16 protein-coding genes are annotated in these 15,113 nt (G+C 67.0%); 7 read left to right on the top strand and 9 right to left on the bottom strand.

What is annotated here, in order from left to right; all coding sequences use genetic code 11:
* The first annotated feature begins 55 nt into the window (after positions 1–55).
* Positions 56–1,426, top strand: a complete 1,371-nt coding sequence (gene eccD / locus CDN38_RS08685; protein WP_099318904.1) for a type VII secretion integral membrane protein EccD — start codon at positions 56–58, stop codon at positions 1,424–1,426.
* Positions 1,423–2,793, top strand: coding sequence for a type VII secretion-associated serine protease mycosin (gene mycP / locus CDN38_RS08690; protein WP_075510918.1), 1,371 nt, complete (start codon positions 1,423–1,425; stop codon positions 2,791–2,793). Before eccD ends, mycP begins: the two co-directional genes overlap by 4 nt.
* On the opposite strand, the gene eccB is transcribed toward mycP, so the two are convergent.
* A complete protein-coding gene (eccB, locus tag CDN38_RS08695) occupies positions 2,755–4,146 on the bottom strand; it encodes a type VII secretion protein EccB (RefSeq protein WP_075510917.1) in 1,392 nt (463 codons plus the stop codon). The genes mycP and eccB overlap by 39 nt on opposite strands.
* A 135-nt stretch (positions 4,147–4,281) precedes the next feature.
* Here eccB and CDN38_RS08700 point away from each other — a divergent pair, with 135 nt between their 5' ends.
* From CDN38_RS08700 to CDN38_RS08720, 5 genes are all read left to right on the top strand, one after another.
* Positions 4,282–5,070 carry a cutinase family protein gene (locus CDN38_RS08700; RefSeq protein ID WP_075510916.1) on the top strand — a complete coding sequence of 263 codons (789 nt, stop codon included), beginning with the start codon at positions 4,282–4,284 and terminating at the stop codon, positions 5,068–5,070.
* Positions 5,071–5,110: 40 nt separating this feature from the next.
* A complete protein-coding gene (locus tag CDN38_RS08705) occupies positions 5,111–5,767 on the top strand; it encodes a cutinase family protein (RefSeq protein WP_075510915.1) in 657 nt (218 codons plus the stop codon).
* A gap of 267 nt (positions 5,768–6,034) precedes the next feature.
* On the top strand, positions 6,035–7,693 hold the full coding sequence (locus CDN38_RS08710; protein ID WP_075510914.1) for a hypothetical protein: 1,659 nt from the start codon (positions 6,035–6,037) through the stop codon (positions 7,691–7,693).
* A 209-nt stretch (positions 7,694–7,902) separates the two neighbouring features.
* Positions 7,903–8,964, top strand: coding sequence for a PPE family protein (locus tag CDN38_RS08715; protein ID WP_180276412.1), 1,062 nt, complete (start codon positions 7,903–7,905; stop codon positions 8,962–8,964).
* A 79-nt stretch (positions 8,965–9,043) separates the two neighbouring features.
* Positions 9,044–10,186, top strand: a complete 1,143-nt coding sequence (locus CDN38_RS08720; protein ID WP_075510912.1) for a PPE family protein — start codon at positions 9,044–9,046, stop codon at positions 10,184–10,186.
* Here the strand turns inward: CDN38_RS08720 and truA are convergent.
* The 8 genes from truA to infA all read right to left on the bottom strand — a co-directional run bounded on the left by truA (position 10,183) and on the right by infA (position 14,797).
* Positions 10,183–11,097, bottom strand: coding sequence for a tRNA pseudouridine(38-40) synthase TruA (truA, locus tag CDN38_RS08725; RefSeq protein WP_082277141.1), 915 nt, complete (start codon positions 11,095–11,097; stop codon positions 10,183–10,185). The genes CDN38_RS08720 and truA overlap by 4 nt on opposite strands.
* The gene (rplQ, locus tag CDN38_RS08730; RefSeq protein WP_075510911.1) at positions 11,021–11,635 is read right to left on the bottom strand and encodes a 50S ribosomal protein L17; all 615 of its coding nucleotides are present in this window, start codon (positions 11,633–11,635) and stop codon (positions 11,021–11,023) included. Before rplQ ends, truA begins: the two co-directional genes overlap by 77 nt.
* Before the next feature lie 31 nt (positions 11,636–11,666).
* On the bottom strand, positions 11,667–12,710 hold the full coding sequence (locus CDN38_RS08735; RefSeq protein ID WP_023371070.1) for a DNA-directed RNA polymerase subunit alpha: 1,044 nt from the start codon (positions 12,708–12,710) through the stop codon (positions 11,667–11,669).
* Between the two features lie 92 nt (positions 12,711–12,802).
* Positions 12,803–13,408, bottom strand: coding sequence for a 30S ribosomal protein S4 (gene rpsD / locus CDN38_RS08740; RefSeq protein WP_023371068.1), 606 nt, complete (start codon positions 13,406–13,408; stop codon positions 12,803–12,805).
* A gap of 9 nt (positions 13,409–13,417) precedes the next feature.
* On the bottom strand, positions 13,418–13,846 hold the full coding sequence (gene rpsK / locus CDN38_RS08745; RefSeq protein WP_023371066.1) for a 30S ribosomal protein S11: 429 nt from the start codon (positions 13,844–13,846) through the stop codon (positions 13,418–13,420).
* 3 nt (positions 13,847–13,849) lie between these two features.
* Positions 13,850–14,224 carry a 30S ribosomal protein S13 gene (gene rpsM / locus CDN38_RS08750; RefSeq protein WP_036390976.1) on the bottom strand — a complete coding sequence of 125 codons (375 nt, stop codon included), beginning with the start codon at positions 14,222–14,224 and terminating at the stop codon, positions 13,850–13,852.
* 187 nt (positions 14,225–14,411) lie between these two features.
* Positions 14,412–14,525, bottom strand: a complete 114-nt coding sequence (gene rpmJ / locus CDN38_RS08755) for a 50S ribosomal protein L36 (RefSeq protein WP_003879483.1) — start codon at positions 14,523–14,525, stop codon at positions 14,412–14,414.
* Positions 14,526–14,575: 50 nt separating this feature from the next.
* A complete protein-coding gene (gene infA / locus CDN38_RS08760) occupies positions 14,576–14,797 on the bottom strand; it encodes a translation initiation factor IF-1 (protein WP_003418601.1) in 222 nt (73 codons plus the stop codon).
* Positions 14,798–15,113 lie beyond the last annotated feature (316 nt).

A 15,113-nucleotide genomic window follows, 5' to 3' on the forward strand; every position in this document is an offset into this window, starting at 1 on the left:
CGACTCCGGCGGAATCCGGTTAAGGTCCGCTGGACCGAACCTGAGAGGAGCTCCGTTGTCTGCAGCCGATCCGGGACTGCGCCGCGTCGCGGTTCATGCCGGCACCACGGTCGTCGATATGTCACTGCCCGCAGCGCTTCCGGTCGCGGCGTTGATCCCGCCGATCATCGACGTCCTGGGCGATCGCGTCCCGCGGGACACCGCGACGGGCTACCACCTGTGCACGCCGGGCGGGCAGATACTCGCATCGGCGACGACGTTGGCGCAAAGCGATATCCGCGACGGTGCCCTGCTGGTGCTCAGCCGGTCCGTTCCCGAGCCGCCCGCCCAACGCCACGACGACCTGGCCGAGGCGGTGTCGGCAACGCTGGGCACCGCGGCCCCCCGCCCTTGCCGCCGCACCGCCCGGCTCGCCGGTGCGCTCGCGACCGGTGTGTTGACCGGAGCCGGGTCCGGGGTACTGATTCGGGATGCGTTGCACGCCAGCGCTCAACATGGAGCGACGGCCGCTCTCGCGGCGGCAGCCGGCGTGATCGCCCTGCTACTTGCGGGTGTTGCACACCGGATCCACCGCGACCCGATCGCCGCACTCACGTTGAGCGCGATCGCCACGGTCTTCGTCGCGGTTGCCGGTCTGCTGGCGGTGCCCGGCGCCCCGGGTGTTCCGCATGCCATGCTCGCCGCGACGGCGGCGGCCGTCGCTGCGGCGCTGGCGATTCGCCTAACCGGTTACGGCGCAGTCACATTGACTATCATGGGCGGCTGTGCGACCGTCATCGCGGTCGCCGCCTTGGCGGGGGTCATTACCGCGGCGCCGGTGTACGTCATCGGCTCGTGGGCCGTGCTGGCATCGTTGGGTCTGCTGGAAGCGTCGGCGCGGATGTCCATTGCGTTGGCGGGCCTATCGCCGCGGCTGCCACCGGCGATCGACCACGACGACCCCGACGAACTGCCGCCAGCCGATGTGCTGGCCACCAAGTCGATGCGGGCCGACAACTGGCTGACCAGTCTGCTGGCCATCTTCTCCGGCTGTGCCGCCATCGGGGCAATCGTCGGCGCGCTCACCACCCAGCGCGCCGTCCCCCTGGCCGCCACCACCGCCGCGCTGCTGCTGCTGCGCGCTCGCGCACACCGCCACCGGACACGATGGCTGCTGCTCGTCATCAGCGGTATCGCCACTGGCACAACGGCGTTTCTCATCGCGGCGGCGAACTGGATGCAGCACGGAGTCTGGATCGCCGCGCTGACTGCGATTCTGGCTGCCGCGGCGATGTTTCTGGGCTTCGTCGCTCCCGGGATGTCGCTCTCGCCCGCCGCCAGGCGAGGTGTCGAGACGCTGGAGTTGGCGGCCTGGGTCGCCGTGGCGCCGCTGGTCTGCTGGACCTGCGGGGTCTTCGGCGCCATTCGGGCCCTCGACCTGATATGAACACCGCGACGGTGCGCGTCGCCCATCTGCTGGTGGCAGCGCTGACCACGGCGCCGTTGTGCGTGACGCCGCCCGCACACGCCGTGTCGCCGCCGCGGGTAGACGAAAAGTGGCTTCCCCCAGCGGCATCACCGGCCCCGCCACAACCCACCGTGCAACGCGAAGTCTGCGCCACCGCCACAGCAGTACCCGGCCGCGACGGCGCCGCCAAACAACTCGCGGATCTCGAGTTGCCACAGCTCTGGCAGCTCACCCGGGGGGCCGGCCAGCGGATCGCCGTCATCGACACCGGCGTCGCCCGGCACCGACGACTGCCGCACCTCGTCGGCGGCGGCGACTACGTCTCCACCGGCGACGGCACCCGGGACTGTGACGCACACGGCACCGTCGTCGCCGGAATCATCGCCGCCACACCGGATTCCGGCGCAGACGGATTCAGCGGGATAGCACCCGAGGCCACCGTGATCAGCATCCGGCAGTCCAGCGCCAAATTCGCTCCGGTCGCCGACCGCTTCGGCACCGGGATCGGTGACGTCGACACGATGGCGCAAGCCGTCCGCACCGCAGCCGATCTCGGCGCGTCGGTGATCAACATCTCGGCGGTCGCCTGCGTCCCGGCCGCACCCTTGCTCGACGACCGCGCTCTGGGCGCCGCACTGGCCTATGCGGTCGACGTCAAGAATGCCGTCGTGGTGGCCCCGGCCGGCAACACCGACGGCGGCGCGCACTGTCCGGCCCAGCGGCCCGACGTATCCCGGGACACCGTTACGGTCGCGGTCAGTCCGGCCTGGTATGACGACTACGTACTGACCGTCGGGTCGGTGAACCCGGCCGGTGCATCGTCGTCGTTCACGCTTGCCGGGCCATGGGTCGACGTCGCCGCCACCGGCGAGGACGTGACCTCGCTGAGCCCCGTTGGTGGCGGGGTGGTGAATGCCCTTGACGGACAACACGGCTCAGTGCCGCTGTCCGGCACCAGTTTTGCCGCGCCCGTGGTCAGCGGGCTGGCCGCGTTGATTCGCGCCCGATTTCCGGCATTGACCGCCCGACAGGTGATGCAGCGGATCACCTCGACCGCCCATCACCCACCGGCCGGATGGAATCCCCTGGTCGGCAACGGCACCGTCGACGCCCTGGCCGCGCTGAGCACGGATTCCCCGCCGCCGGCGCCCGCGGCCGAGCCCGACACCGCAGCCGCGCCGATGACCGCGCCGACGATGCCGGTGCCTGCCGATCACCACAGCCGTGACGCGGCTTTGGGCGGAACAGCCATCGGCATGGTGGTGCTCGTGGCGATTCTGGCCTCGTTCGGAGCCGCCCGGCCCCGGCTACGACGGTCGGCACGAGACGGTGTCATGGGCGACTGACGCCTGCTGCCTGCCGAGTTCGGGCCCCTGCGGCAGCGCTGCCAACATCGGCCACGGCGCCGGGACCGGGGCCGGCAGCCCGAGGTGACGTGCAGCCTCGTCGTCGCGGATCGCGAACCGCACACCCGTGTCCGTAACGAGGTAGCGCCAAACCGTCCGGGTATCCGCGCCGGACAAGCTTCGCGCCGCCGCGTAGGTGCTGCGACCCGGTGGCAGATAGACCGCGTCCAGTGCGGGCCCGCGACCATCGGCCTGCGCCAGCGCTACCGGGGCCACCGCGGCCGGCAACGGCAGGCCGCTGCCGACCAGGAACGCGAGGTCGGGTCGACCCGGCGGCGCGGGCAGCCACGTCACACACAACGTGGTGTCGCTGTCGTCACCAGAGGTCGCCACCTCATCGGGAAACGTGAACAGCGGCAGGACGTTCGCGATCGGAGCGGAGCGGATCGCATCGGGTGCCACGGTGACGACGTGAACGTTGCCTTGCGAGTCGCTGAACCGCAGCACGTCCGCGGCGACCCGGCCGATCCGTTGGACACCGGTTTTCAGCACCACGTAGAACTCGTCGCTGTGGTCGCGTGTGATGCTCAGCACAGTGCCGACGGGAAACCCGGCCGTACTCGGCTCGCCCGCGTGGCTGATCGGTGGCGCCGTGATCGGCGGGACCTCCGGCACGGCGCTGAGCAAAGACTGCGAGACGACCTGCGGAGTCCGGCCCTCCAGCCGGAGCGCCCGCAGTACCGCGGAATCGGCAAGATCCACCACGGCCCGCCGCCCGTGGTACAGCAGATATGCCGGTGCGCCGGACCCGACGGTGACCAGGAGCGTCTGCTCAGCGGTCAGCCGGCGAACCGACGTCTCGGCGACGGGACCAACCAGCACCGTGGTTGCCGCTCCCCGATCGGTGTCGCAGACGGTCCACCGCGACTCGGCGGCGGCCAGTGACGGTCCGATCAGCTGAGGCGCACCCGGAATACCCAGCAGCGGACCGCGTTTGGTGTGACGCAAGTCAGCCTCGCGCACCCGCCGAGGATTGGCGTCCGACGCTGCGATCAACCGTGCCGAGGCCAAGTTCAGCACCGGATGCCAGGTATCGCCCACTCGAACGTACAGCGCCCCGGTGTCGCGGCCCATCACGATGTGCGCGTCACCGAGGCCCGGCTGCGGCCGGGTCACCGCGCCCATCGCACAGGCCGCCGCCGCGACGGTCGCCAGCACGCAGCCGACCGCCAGCGCCAGCGTGGGGGCCCGCAGTCCCCGATCACCCTCCCGATGCAGCAACACACACTCGAGGCGCCGGAGCAGAAAGCGGTAGGCATTGACGTGCCGCCCTGCACTCGATTGGCCGGGCATTTACTCCCCACCGTCCATGCCCAGACAGTAGGCCTTGAGCAGGAGTTTCTTCAGTCACTCATCCACAGCCCGGAATTTGTCGCAGGTTTTGTAGCGGCCGGCAGCGGGTAAAATCTCGGCGTGAACACGCACCCCATGGGCCTGCTGGCCGGCGCTCTTGTCACCGCCGCCGGCATGGTCCTCGCCCCGTCCACCGTTCCGACCGCTATCCCGTCGGCCGCTGCCACCGACTGCCCGGACGCCGAGGTCATTTTCGCCCGCGGTACCAGCGAACCTCCCGGCATCGGCCGGGTCGGCGGAGCATTCGTCGACTCACTGCGCCAGCAAACCGGCCAGAACATCGGCGTGTACGCGGTGAACTATGCCGCGAGCCGGCTTCAACTGCATACCGGTGACGGCGCCAACGACGCCATCGCACACATCAAATCCATGGCCTCGTCGTGCCCGAACACCAAGCTGGTTCTCGGTGGCTACTCGCAGGGTGCCGACGTGATCGACATCGTCGCGGGAGTTCCCTTGGCGGGCATCAGCTTTGGCAGCCCGCTGCCGGCCGAATACGCCGACAACATCGCGGCGGTCGCCGTCTTCGGCAATGTGGCCAACCGCTCCGGCGGATCCCTGACGACCCAGAGTGCGTTGTTGGGCGCCAAGGCGATCGACCTGTGCAATCCCGGCGACCCGATCTGTCATGCCGGCCCGGGCAACGAGTGGAGCGACCACACCGACGGCTACGTCCCCACCTACACCACGCAGGCGGCGAGCTTCGTGGCGGCCAAGCTCGCGGCCGCCTCCACGCCACCGGTGCTGCAGTTGCCCGGTCCGGTTCCGCCGGCCCCCGGCCCGGCTCCGCAGGCGCCCGGACCTGCTGCCGGCGTGCCCGGATCGGTGGTGGGAGCGCCCGGGTCGGTGGTGCAGGTCCACTGACGCCAGGAACGCATGTGCAATAAGCCCGTAAGATCGCGTCATGCGGCTTATCCCCACGGGCAGAACAAGACTCATCACCCGCTTGGCGGCCGCCGCGCTTGCGGCGGCCGCGTTGTCACTTGCCTGGCCACTGCCACCCCGGGCTTCCGCGTCCTGCCCGGACGTCGAGGTGGTGTTCGCCCGGGGAACCGGCGAGCCGCCCGGGCTGGGCCGGGTGGGCAACGCCATGCTCGCCTCACTGCGCCAGCAGACCGGCCGGAACATCGGGGCATACGGGGTGAATTACCCCGCCAATAAGGACTTCCTGGCGGCCGCGGACGGCGCCAACGATGCCAGCGACCATGTGCAGCAGATGGCGAACGCGTGCCCGAACACGAAACTGGTGCTCGGCGGGTACTCCCAGGGTGCGGCGGTCATCGACATCGTCACCGCCGCTCCACTGGCCGGTTTGGGCTTCACTCAGCCGCTCCCGGCCGAAGCGGCAGATCACGTCGCCGCGGTCACCCTGTTCGGTAACCCGTCCGGCCGCGCGGGCGGGCTCATGAATGCCCTGAGCCCGCATTTCGAGGGCAAAATTCTCAACCTGTGCAACGAGGGTGACCCCATCTGCTCCGATGGCAACCAGTGGAAGGCCCACACCGGCTACGTGCCGGGACTGACCAACCAAGCGGCCAATTTCGTCGTGGGCAAGATCTGACTCGGCGGTCGGGTCACCGACCGCAACCGCCACGCCGGTCCGGTGGACCTTGTGAGGCAACTGAGCAACCGCTTGGGTATCGCTGTGCCGGAGCGCTTTCAGCTGGCACGCGGTCGAAACCCGGGGTTACGATCACGCCGGACCGCAACGACGTTCACCGAACGCGTAGCCGCACGAGTTCACGTGCACACTTTCCACGAAGGCAAGTGCGTGGGCACACCATGGAATCTGATTGCTATTGACCGGCGAATGCGCTGAGGAGGGTTGATGTCAGGCACCGATATGGACGTCAGGCCTACGGCGCCAAGCGACTTCGATCACATCACGGCCACCGGGGAGACGCTCGAAGATTACCCGCTGCGCTTCGCCCCGCGCGGCTACCGACGGTGGTCCCCGGCGGTGGTGGGAATCTCGGCCCTCGGCGGAATCGCCTACCTGGCCGACTTCGCGATCGGCGCCAATGTCGGCATCACCTGGGGTACCGCGAATGCCCTCTGGGGCATAGGGATTTTCGCCGTCGTGGTCTTCACCACCGGGCTGCCGCTGGCCTACTACGCGGCGCGCTACAACATCGACTTGGACCTGATCACCCGCGGTAGCGGTTTCGGCTACTACGGGTCGGTGGTCACCAACGTGATCTTTGCCACCTTCACGTTCATCTTCTTTGCGCTCGAGGGCTCGATCATGGCCCAAGGCCTCAATCTGGGCCTGCACGTCCCGCTGTGGCTCGGTTACGCTTGCTCGACGTTGCTGATCTTCCCGCTGGTGATGTACGGCATGAAAGTCCTTTCGCAGCTACAACTTTGGACGACCCCGCTATGGCTGCTGCTGATGGTGGCCCCGTTTGGCTACCTGGTCGTCAGCCACCCGGAATCCATCGGAGAGTTCTTTTCCTACCCCGGCAAGGACGGGGGCGGCGGCGTCACCATCGGTTCGGTCCTGTTGGCAGCAGGGGTATGCCTGTCACTGATCGCTCAGATCGCCGAACAGATCGACTACCTGCGCTTCATGCCGCCACGGACGCCGCAAAACTCCGGCAAATGGTGGACCTGGACGCTGTTGGCCGGGCCCGGCTGGGTGGTCTTCGGTGCGCTCAAGCAGATCATCGGGTTGTTCCTGGCGGTGTATCTGATCTCCCACATCGCCGGCGCCACGGCGATCGCCAATCTTCCGGTGCACCAATTCATGCAGATTTACCGCAATGTCATGCCGGGCTGGCTGGCGCTGACACTCGCCGTGATCTTGGTGGTCCTCAGTCAGGTCAAGATCAACGTAACCAACGCCTATTCGGGCTCGCTGGCTTGGACCAATTCGTTTACCCGCGTCACCAAGCATTACCCCGGCCGCATCGTGTTCCTCGCCGTCAATCTCGCAATCTCGTTAATCCTGATGGAAGCCAACATGTTCGACTTCCTCAACACGATCCTCGGGTTCTACGCCAACTGCGGCATGGCATGGGTGGTGACCGTGGCTTCCGACATCGTCGTCAACAAATATCTGCTGCGGTTGTCGCCGAAAACCCCGGAATTTCGCCGCGGCATGTTGTATGCCATCAACCCGGTCGGCTTCGGCTCACTGCTGTTGGCTGCGGGGCTCTCGATCGTCGCGTTCTTCGGCGGCCTCGGCGAGACGCTGCGGCCCTATTCACCGCTGGTCGCAATCGTTATCGCGGTGGTGATGCCACCGGTCCTGGCGATCGCCACTCGCGGCCGGTACTACCTTCGGCGCGGGCACGACGGCATCGACCTGCCCATGTACGACGAACACGGCAACCCTTCGGCCGAGCAACTGAACTGTCATGTCTGCCTTCATGATTTCGAGCGGCCCGACATGCTGGCCTGTCATGCACACACCGCCCACGTCTGCTCGTTGTGTGTCTCCACCGACAAGCGAGCCGAGCATGTGCTGGGAGCGCCGGTGCAGTAGTCAACCGTTACACCTATATCTATAGTGTATAGTTGCAGTAGGATACGTTTGCTATTGCATGGTGATCGTGAATTCCCGCTGATCCTGACGACGGCGATGTCGCAGCAAGCTGACTTTACCGCTGTCCAGGAGGGTCGATGGCTCTTGAGATCCACCCGTCAGCGGGTGACGCCATCGGCGGTGCGTCCGCCTCACCAGTGCCAATGCTCATCGACTTCGGCGCATTGCCGCCGGAGATCAACTCCGGCCGCATGTATACCGGTCCGGGCTCGGGCCCGCTGATCGCGGCCGCGGGAGCCTGGGACGCGCTGGCAACCGATATCGGCGCGGCGGCCAGTGGCTACCGCGCCGCCATCGCGCAATTGACGAGCTTACGGTGGTTGGGTCCGGCATCGGCCGCCATGCTGGCCGCGGTCACCCCGTACGTGACGTGGTTATGCGCGACGGCGGCAGGTGCCGAACAGGCGGGCATGCAAGCCCGGGCGGCCGCCGCCGCCTACGAAATCGCTTTCGCCATGACGGTGCCGCCGCCGTTGATCGCCGCCAACCGGGTTCGGTCGATGGTGCTGGTCGCCACCAACTTCTTCGGCCAGAACACGCCCTTGATCGCGGCCACCGAGGCGGAATACGCCGAGTTCTGGGCTCAAGACGCCACCGCGATGTACGCCTACGCCAGCTCCTCAGCAACCGCTTCGGCGTTAACACCCTTTACTGCCCCGCCAAACACCACCACCCCGGGCGGGCTGGCCGAGCAGGCCCTGTCGGTCGGCAAAGCCGCGGCCCAGCAAGGCCTTTCAGCGCTGAAGCGACCCTGGTTCCCCGTCATCCCGACCCAGGATTGGAACGCGTTGATCAACACCTGGGGGTTGACCTATTTCGGGGCCGGGATCGTTCAGCTGGTCACTTTGTTCGCCCAGCAGCTCACTCCCAAATCCGCCTCCGCCACAATGCCGATCGCCGGCGGAGCCGCGCCGGCGTCGGCTTTGACGCCCTCGCAGATGGCCGTCGCCCGACCGGTGTCGGCCGTGTTCGGCCAGGCGGACCGGTTGGGCTCGCTGTCGGTGCCGCCGAGTTGGGCAACGTCGCCTAATCCGGCAAAGGCCGGGGCCGCCGAGATTTCGCATACCCTCAGCACCGCCGGCCCTACGAATGCGCCCCGGGGCCTGTTCCCGAATACGCCGACGGGGAACGACCGCCGGGGCGCGACCTTCGCCCGGCGCCGATACGGGATACGCCTGACGGTGATGTCCCGCCCGCCGGCCGCTGGATAGCGGAAACCCTTGAGCCACTGCCCTATTGAAGAGGAACCGAGATGTCAATTGCAGCTACCCAGGTGAGGTGTCGATAACGATGGATTTCGGGGCGTTACCGCCGGAGATCAACTCCATTCGTCTGTATTCCGGGCCCGGGTCGACACCTATGGTGGCCGCCGCATCGGCGTGGGGCGGATTGGCCGCCGAGTTGGCCTCGGCCGCCAACGAGTACCAGACGGTGATCACCGCACTGCACAGCGAAGGTTGGGTGGGCCCATCGGCTGTGACGATGGCCGGTGCGGTCGCGCCATACGTGGCATGGATGCGTGCCACCGCCGCGGCGGCTGAACAAGCCGCCGGCAAAGCACGTTTGGCGGCCGTAGCCTATGAGACCGCGTTCGCCGCCGTGGTGCCGCCGCCGCAGATCGCGGCCAACCGCGCTCAATTGTCGACGCTGATCTCGACCAATGTCGTCGGCCAGAACACCGCGGCGATCGCCGCCACCGAGACCCACTACGGCGAGATGTGGGCACAAGACGCCGCAGCCATGTACGCCTACGCCGGTACATCGGCCACCGCGTCGGCGGTAACGCCGTTCGTTTCGCCGCCGCAGACCACCAGTCCCGCCGCGTCGGCCACTCAGGCCGCGGCAGTCACCAGTGCCGTCGCCACCGCGGCCGGTGCCACGCAGAGCACCTTGTCGAGCTTGCTTTCGGAGCTGCCCGGCGTGCTGGAAGGCCTCGCCTCACCCTTGGCCTCTGCCGTCTCAGCGACAGCGGGTCCGATCGAGCGGTTCTTGGAGTGGTGGGCGCCGTTTGCGAACTTCCTCTATGACACCGCCGGGTTGCCGTTCTTCGGCGCCGGGATCGCCAGCTTCTTTGCGTCGACGGCAAAGACGATGGGGCTGGTCGGCCCGGCCGCCGCCGCGCCGGAGGCTGCCGCGGCCGCGGCCGGCGCGGCCGGACTGGTGGGCAGCGGGCCGGTGTCGGCGAGTCTGGCTCAGGCCAGCACCATCGGCAAACTGTCGGTACCACCGACCTGGGCCGGAGCCAGCCCGGTGGCGACCCCGACCAGCACGTCGATGTTCGTCAGCGATGTGATCGAACCGGCGGACCTCGGGTCGTCCGGAAACGTGGTCGGCGGCATGCCGATCGGTGGTACGGGCCGGGGGTCGGCGGGTGCGGGTCCCCGATACGGATTCCGTCCCACCGTGGTGACCCGGCCACCGTCCGCCGGCTAGCGCGAGCGCAGATCCCGCGTGATCAATACTCGTGACCCCAGCTGGTCGTCAGGCGGATAGTCCACCTGGATCAGCGTCAACCCGTGTGCCGGCGCAGCCGCGAAGTCACTGGAACGCGCGGTCGCGGTGAGCAATTCGCGACACCAGGCGGCGCTGCGCCGATGCTCGCCGACGGCCAGCACGGCCCCGACGAGGGATCGGACCATGGACCAGCAGAATGCGTCGGCGGTGACCTGCGCGGTGACCAGGTCGCCGTCGCGCGCCCAGTCCAGCCGCTGCAAGTCACGGATGGTGGTGGCACCGTCTCGATGACGGCAGAAGGCGGCGAAATCGTGTAACCCCAACAGCTCTCGCGACGCGGCTGACATCGCCGCCACGTCCAGATCATGCGGCCAGGCGGTGACGTAGCGCGCCAGCTGCGGCTCCACCCCGTAGGGCGCCGTCGACAATCGGTAGACATAGTGCCGACGCAGCGCCGAAAACCTGGCATCGAAATCCTTTGGCGCGCGCACGATCTCGAGGATCCGGACATCTGAAGGCAGGAAGCGTCCCAACCGCCGCAGCAGGGGCCGGAACTCCGCTTCGCTGGGGCGGGCCGAACGCGAATAGGCGTTCGGCAATGCTTCGACGGGCACATCGGCATGGGCCACTTGTCCGGTTGCATGGACCCCCGCATCGGTGCGTCCGGCCGCGCGCAACCGCACCGGCGTGCGGAATACGGTGGTCAGCGCCTCGTCGAGCACACCGGCAACCGTCCGTTGACCCGATTGCGTTGCCCAGCCCGCGAAGTCGGTCCCGTCGTAGGCGATGTCGAGCCGCAGCCGGACGTCCGCACTAATCCTCGGTGGCCCCTTCGGCGTCCTCGGTGGCCTCGCCGGCCTCGTCGGCAGGCTCGGCCCCTCCCGCCTCATCGGCGGCCTCTTCGGTCTCGGCGGCCTCTTCGGCGGCCTCTTCGGCGGTCGCACCAACCGCGGCTTCAGGTTCTACCGCCGCCTGCGGCGCCGCCGCCGCTGCCACCGGTGCCGCTTCATCCTGAGGAGCCTTCTTGGACGCCTTCACTCGCCGTGCCCGATCCGCCTCCGACGTCACCGTCTTCTCCCGAACCAGCTCGATCACGGCCATCGGAGCGTTGTCGCCTTTACGCGGCTCGACCTTGATGATGCGGGTGTAGCCGCCATCGCGGTCGGAGAAGAACGGCCCGATCTCGGCGAACAACGTGTGCACCACATCCTTGTCGCGGATCTTCTTGAGCACCTCGCGCCGGTTGTGCAGCGTGCCCTTCTTGGCGTGAGTGATCAGCTTCTCCGCGTACGGGCGCAACACCCGAGCCTTGGGCTCGGTGGTCTTGATCCGGCCGTGTTCGAACAGGGACGTGGCCAGGTTGGCCAGGATCGCCTTCTGGTGCGACGACGATCCGCCGAGGCGTGGGCCCTTGGTGGGCTTGGGCATTGCTAACGCTCCTGTCTAGATCGGACGCGAGTTAAAGCTGTTCGGTTTCGGCGTAGTCCTGGTCATCGTAGGAACCCTCCGTGGACCAGGTGCCGGTGGCCACGTCGTAGCCCGCGACCTCCGACGGGTCGAAGGTGGGCGGACTGTCCTTGAGCGACAGACCCAGCTGATGCAGCTTGACCTTCACCTCGTCGATGGACTTCTGACCGAAGTTGCGGATGTCGAGCAGGTCGGACTCGGTACGCGAGACCAATTCACCGACGGTGTGCACGCCCTCGCGCTTGAGGCAGTTGTAGGAGCGGACGGTCAGGTCGAGGTCGTCGATGGGCAGCGCGAACGAGGCGATGTGGTCGGCCTCGGCCGGCGACGGCCCGATCTCGATGCCTTCGGCCTCGACATTGAGCTCGCGTGCCAGACCGAACAACTCGACCAGCGTCTTGCCCGCCGACGCCAACGCGTCGCGGGGAGTGATCGAGCTCTTGGTCTCCACGTCGAGAATCAGCTTGTCGAAGTCGGTGCGCTGCTCGACCCGGGTGGCTTCCACCTTGTAGGTGACCTTGAGCACCGGCGAGTAGATGGAATCGACTGGGATACGGCCGATTTCAGCGCCAGAGGCCCGGTTTTGCACCGCCGGGACGTAGCCGCGGCCACGTTCGACGACGAGTTCCACTTCCAGCTTGCCCTTGTCGTTCAACGTGGCGATGTGCATGCCGGGGTTGTGCACCGTGACACCGGCCGGGGGCACGATGTCGCCGGCGGTGACCTCACCGGGACCCTGCTTGCGCAGATACATGGTGACCGGCTCGTCCTCCTCGGAGGACACGACCAGGCTCTTGAGGTTCAGGATGATGTCGGTGACGTCTTCTTTGACCCCGGGCACCGTGGTGAACTCGTGCAGCACGCCGTCGATGCGAATGCTGGTGACGGCCGCTCCCGGGATAGATGACAACAGGGTGCGCCGCAGCGAATTACCAAGGGTATAGCCGAATCCGGGCTCCAGCGGTTCGATGGTGAACTGGGACCGGTTGTCGGTGAGGACTTCCTCCGACAAGGTGGGACGCTGAGAGATCAGCATGGTGTTTCTTCTTCTCCTTCTCGGCACCCGCTATTTGATGCCTTTGGGGGTACTCGGGGGGTGGTTTTCTTTCGAGCCCCCCGAGGGTGCGGTTACTTCGAGTAGAACTCGACGATCAGCTGCTCGGTCAGGGGGACGTCGATCTGGGCGCGTTCGGGCAGTTGGTGGATCAGGATGCGTTGCCGCTCCCCCACGACCTGCAGCCAGCTCGGGATCGGCCGGTCACCCGCGGTCTCCCGGGCGATCTGGAACGGCACGGTGTTCAGGGACGTGTCCCGCACGTCGATGATGTCGTACTGCGACACCCGGTAGCTGGGGACGTTGACGTGCACGCCGTTGACGCTGAAGTGCCCGTGGCTGACCAGCTGGCGGGCCATCCGGCGGGTGCGCGCCAGGCCGGCGCGGTAGACGACGTTGTCGAGCCGGCTCTCCAGGATTCTCAGCAGTTCCTCACCGGTCTTGCCGGGCTGCCGCACCGCCTCTTCGTAGTAGCGGCGGAACTGCTTTTCCATGACGCCGTAGGTGAAGCGGGCCTTCTGCTTCTCCTGCAGCTGCAGCAGGTATTCGCTTTCCTTGATCCGGGCGCGGCCGTGCTGGCCGGGCGGGTAGGGACGCTTTTCGAAGGCCTGGTCGCCGCCGACGAGGTCGGTGCGCAGCCGGCGCGATTTACGGGTGACGGGTCCGGTGTAACGAGCCATGGTTGTCTGCTAGACCCTTCTGCGCTTGGGTGGGCGGACGCCGTTGTGCGGCTGGGGGGTGACATCGGAGATCGCGCCGACCTCCAGACCGGCAGCCTGCAGCGAACGGATCGCGGTCTCACGGCCCGAGCCCGGCCCCTTGACGAACACGTCGACCTTGCGGACCCCGTGCTCCTGTGCCTTGCGCGCGGCGTTCTCCGCGGCCAGCTGCGCGGCGAACGGCGTCGACTTCCGAGAACCCTTGAACCCGACGTGACCCGACGACGCCCAGGCGATGACATTGCCCTGCGGATCGGTGATCGTCACGATCGTGTTGTTGAAGGTGCTCTTGATGTGGGCGGCGCCGTGCGGGACGTTCTTCTTTTCCCGCCTCCGGGTCTTCTGTCCCTTTTGACCCTTCTTGGCGGCGCCGCTTGCTGTTTTCTTGGCTGGTGGCATCGGTTACCTGGCCTTCTTCTTGCCTGCGATGGTGCGCTTGGGACCTTTACGGGTCCGCGCGTTGGTCTTGGTCCGCTGGCCACGCACTGGCAGCCCACGGCGGTGCCGCAGACCCTGGTAGCAGCCGATTTCAATCTTGCGGCGAATGTCGGCCTGCACCTCGCGGCGCAGGTCACCCTCGACCTTCAGGTTCGCTTCGATGTAGTCACGCAGATGGGTGAGCTGGTCGTCGGTGAGATCCCTGGTTCGCAGGTCCCGGTCGATGCCGGTGGCGGCCAGAATTTCGTTGGAGCGGGTACGGCCGATGCCGTAGATGTAGGTCAGAGCGACCTCCATCCGCTTGTCGCGCGGCAGGTCGACGCCGACTAGTCGAGCCATAGGTGGCGTTTCCTCTTTCTCGGCGGAGGTGTGGTCCCAGTCCGTTCCCGCCAAACTTGCGGGGCCCGGCCTCCGTCCGGGCGTGCATGAGCTGGCCCATCTCTATAGATGCCAGCCGCTCATTGGTGCTGGGAGGTCTGCATTCAGTTGTCTGGCGCGCTCGGCCAAGGTCCGGCGGAAGCCTTGACTAACCCTGCCGCTGCTTGTGGCGCGGATCGGAGCAGATCACCATCACCCGTCCGTGCCGACGGATCACCCTGCACTTGTCACAGATCGGCTTGACGCTCGGGTTCACCTTCACGGCAGTCTCGGTCCTGTTCTCTGGGTCTTTGGTCTCAATGCCGGCGCGAGCTACTTGTACCGGTACACGATGCGGCCCCGGGACAGGTCGTAGGGAGACAACTCCACCACCACGCGGTCCTCGGGCAGGATGCGGATGTAGTGCTGCCGCATCTTGCCGCTGATGTGGGCGAGCACCTTGTGGCCGTTTTCCAGCTCAATGCGAAACATGGCATTGGGCAGGGGCTCGACCACGCGACCCTCGACCTCGATGGCGCCGTCCTTCTTGGCCATTGCGTTCTGGCGATCCTCACTTCTTGTCAGTGCACCGGGTTCGGCGCAGCACCTGCCCGGACTACAAACGTGAGCCGGTGGTGGAAATTCCGCGAAGCATTTCCGAGAAATTTCGGGACTGGGCACGCCAGAAGCCGGCACGGACGCCGCACCGTTGGTCCACAATACCCGCATCGCCGTGTCCGACGCAAAACCCGGCAGGAGCCGCAGGAATAGGCTGCCCGCACCGGCGGGTTGGACCAACCGTGACCGATTCTGACGCCAATGCCCCCAATGCCCCCAATGCCTGTCTCTTATACACATCTCCGAGCCCACG

The organism is Mycobacterium ostraviense, from assembly GCF_002705925.1.
Lineage (GTDB): Bacteria > Actinomycetota > Actinomycetes > Mycobacteriales > Mycobacteriaceae > Mycobacterium > Mycobacterium ostraviense.

Excerpts from the sequence above, each read along its gene's own strand:
- CDN38_RS08720 (WP_075510912.1), top strand. The coding sequence starts at position 9,044 with ATGGATTTCGGGGCGTTACCGCCGGAGATCAACTCCATTCGTCTGTAT.
- rpsD (WP_023371068.1), bottom strand. The coding sequence starts at position 13,408 with ATGGCTCGTTACACCGGACCCGTCACCCGTAAATCGCGCCGGCTGCGC.
- CDN38_RS08735 (WP_023371070.1), bottom strand. The coding sequence starts at position 12,710 with ATGCTGATCTCTCAGCGTCCCACCTTGTCGGAGGAAGTCCTCACCGAC.
- rpsM (WP_036390976.1), bottom strand. The coding sequence starts at position 14,224 with ATGGCTCGACTAGTCGGCGTCGACCTGCCGCGCGACAAGCGGATGGAG.
- truA (WP_082277141.1), bottom strand. The coding sequence starts at position 11,097 with ATGAGGCGGGAGGGGCCGAGCCTGCCGACGAGGCCGGCGAGGCCACCG.
- CDN38_RS08700 (WP_075510916.1), top strand. The coding sequence starts at position 4,282 with ATGGGCCTGCTGGCCGGCGCTCTTGTCACCGCCGCCGGCATGGTCCTC.
- CDN38_RS08705 (WP_075510915.1), top strand. The coding sequence starts at position 5,111 with ATGCGGCTTATCCCCACGGGCAGAACAAGACTCATCACCCGCTTGGCG.
- rpsK (WP_023371066.1), bottom strand. The coding sequence starts at position 13,846 with ATGCCACCAGCCAAGAAAACAGCAAGCGGCGCCGCCAAGAAGGGTCAA.
- CDN38_RS08710 (WP_075510914.1), top strand. The coding sequence starts at position 6,035 with ATGTCAGGCACCGATATGGACGTCAGGCCTACGGCGCCAAGCGACTTC.
- mycP (WP_075510918.1), top strand. The coding sequence starts at position 1,423 with ATGAACACCGCGACGGTGCGCGTCGCCCATCTGCTGGTGGCAGCGCTG.
- rplQ (WP_075510911.1), bottom strand. The coding sequence starts at position 11,635 with ATGCCCAAGCCCACCAAGGGCCCACGCCTCGGCGGATCGTCGTCGCAC.
- infA (WP_003418601.1), bottom strand. The coding sequence starts at position 14,797 with ATGGCCAAGAAGGACGGCGCCATCGAGGTCGAGGGTCGCGTGGTCGAG.
- eccB (WP_075510917.1), bottom strand. The coding sequence starts at position 4,146 with ATGCCCGGCCAATCGAGTGCAGGGCGGCACGTCAATGCCTACCGCTTT.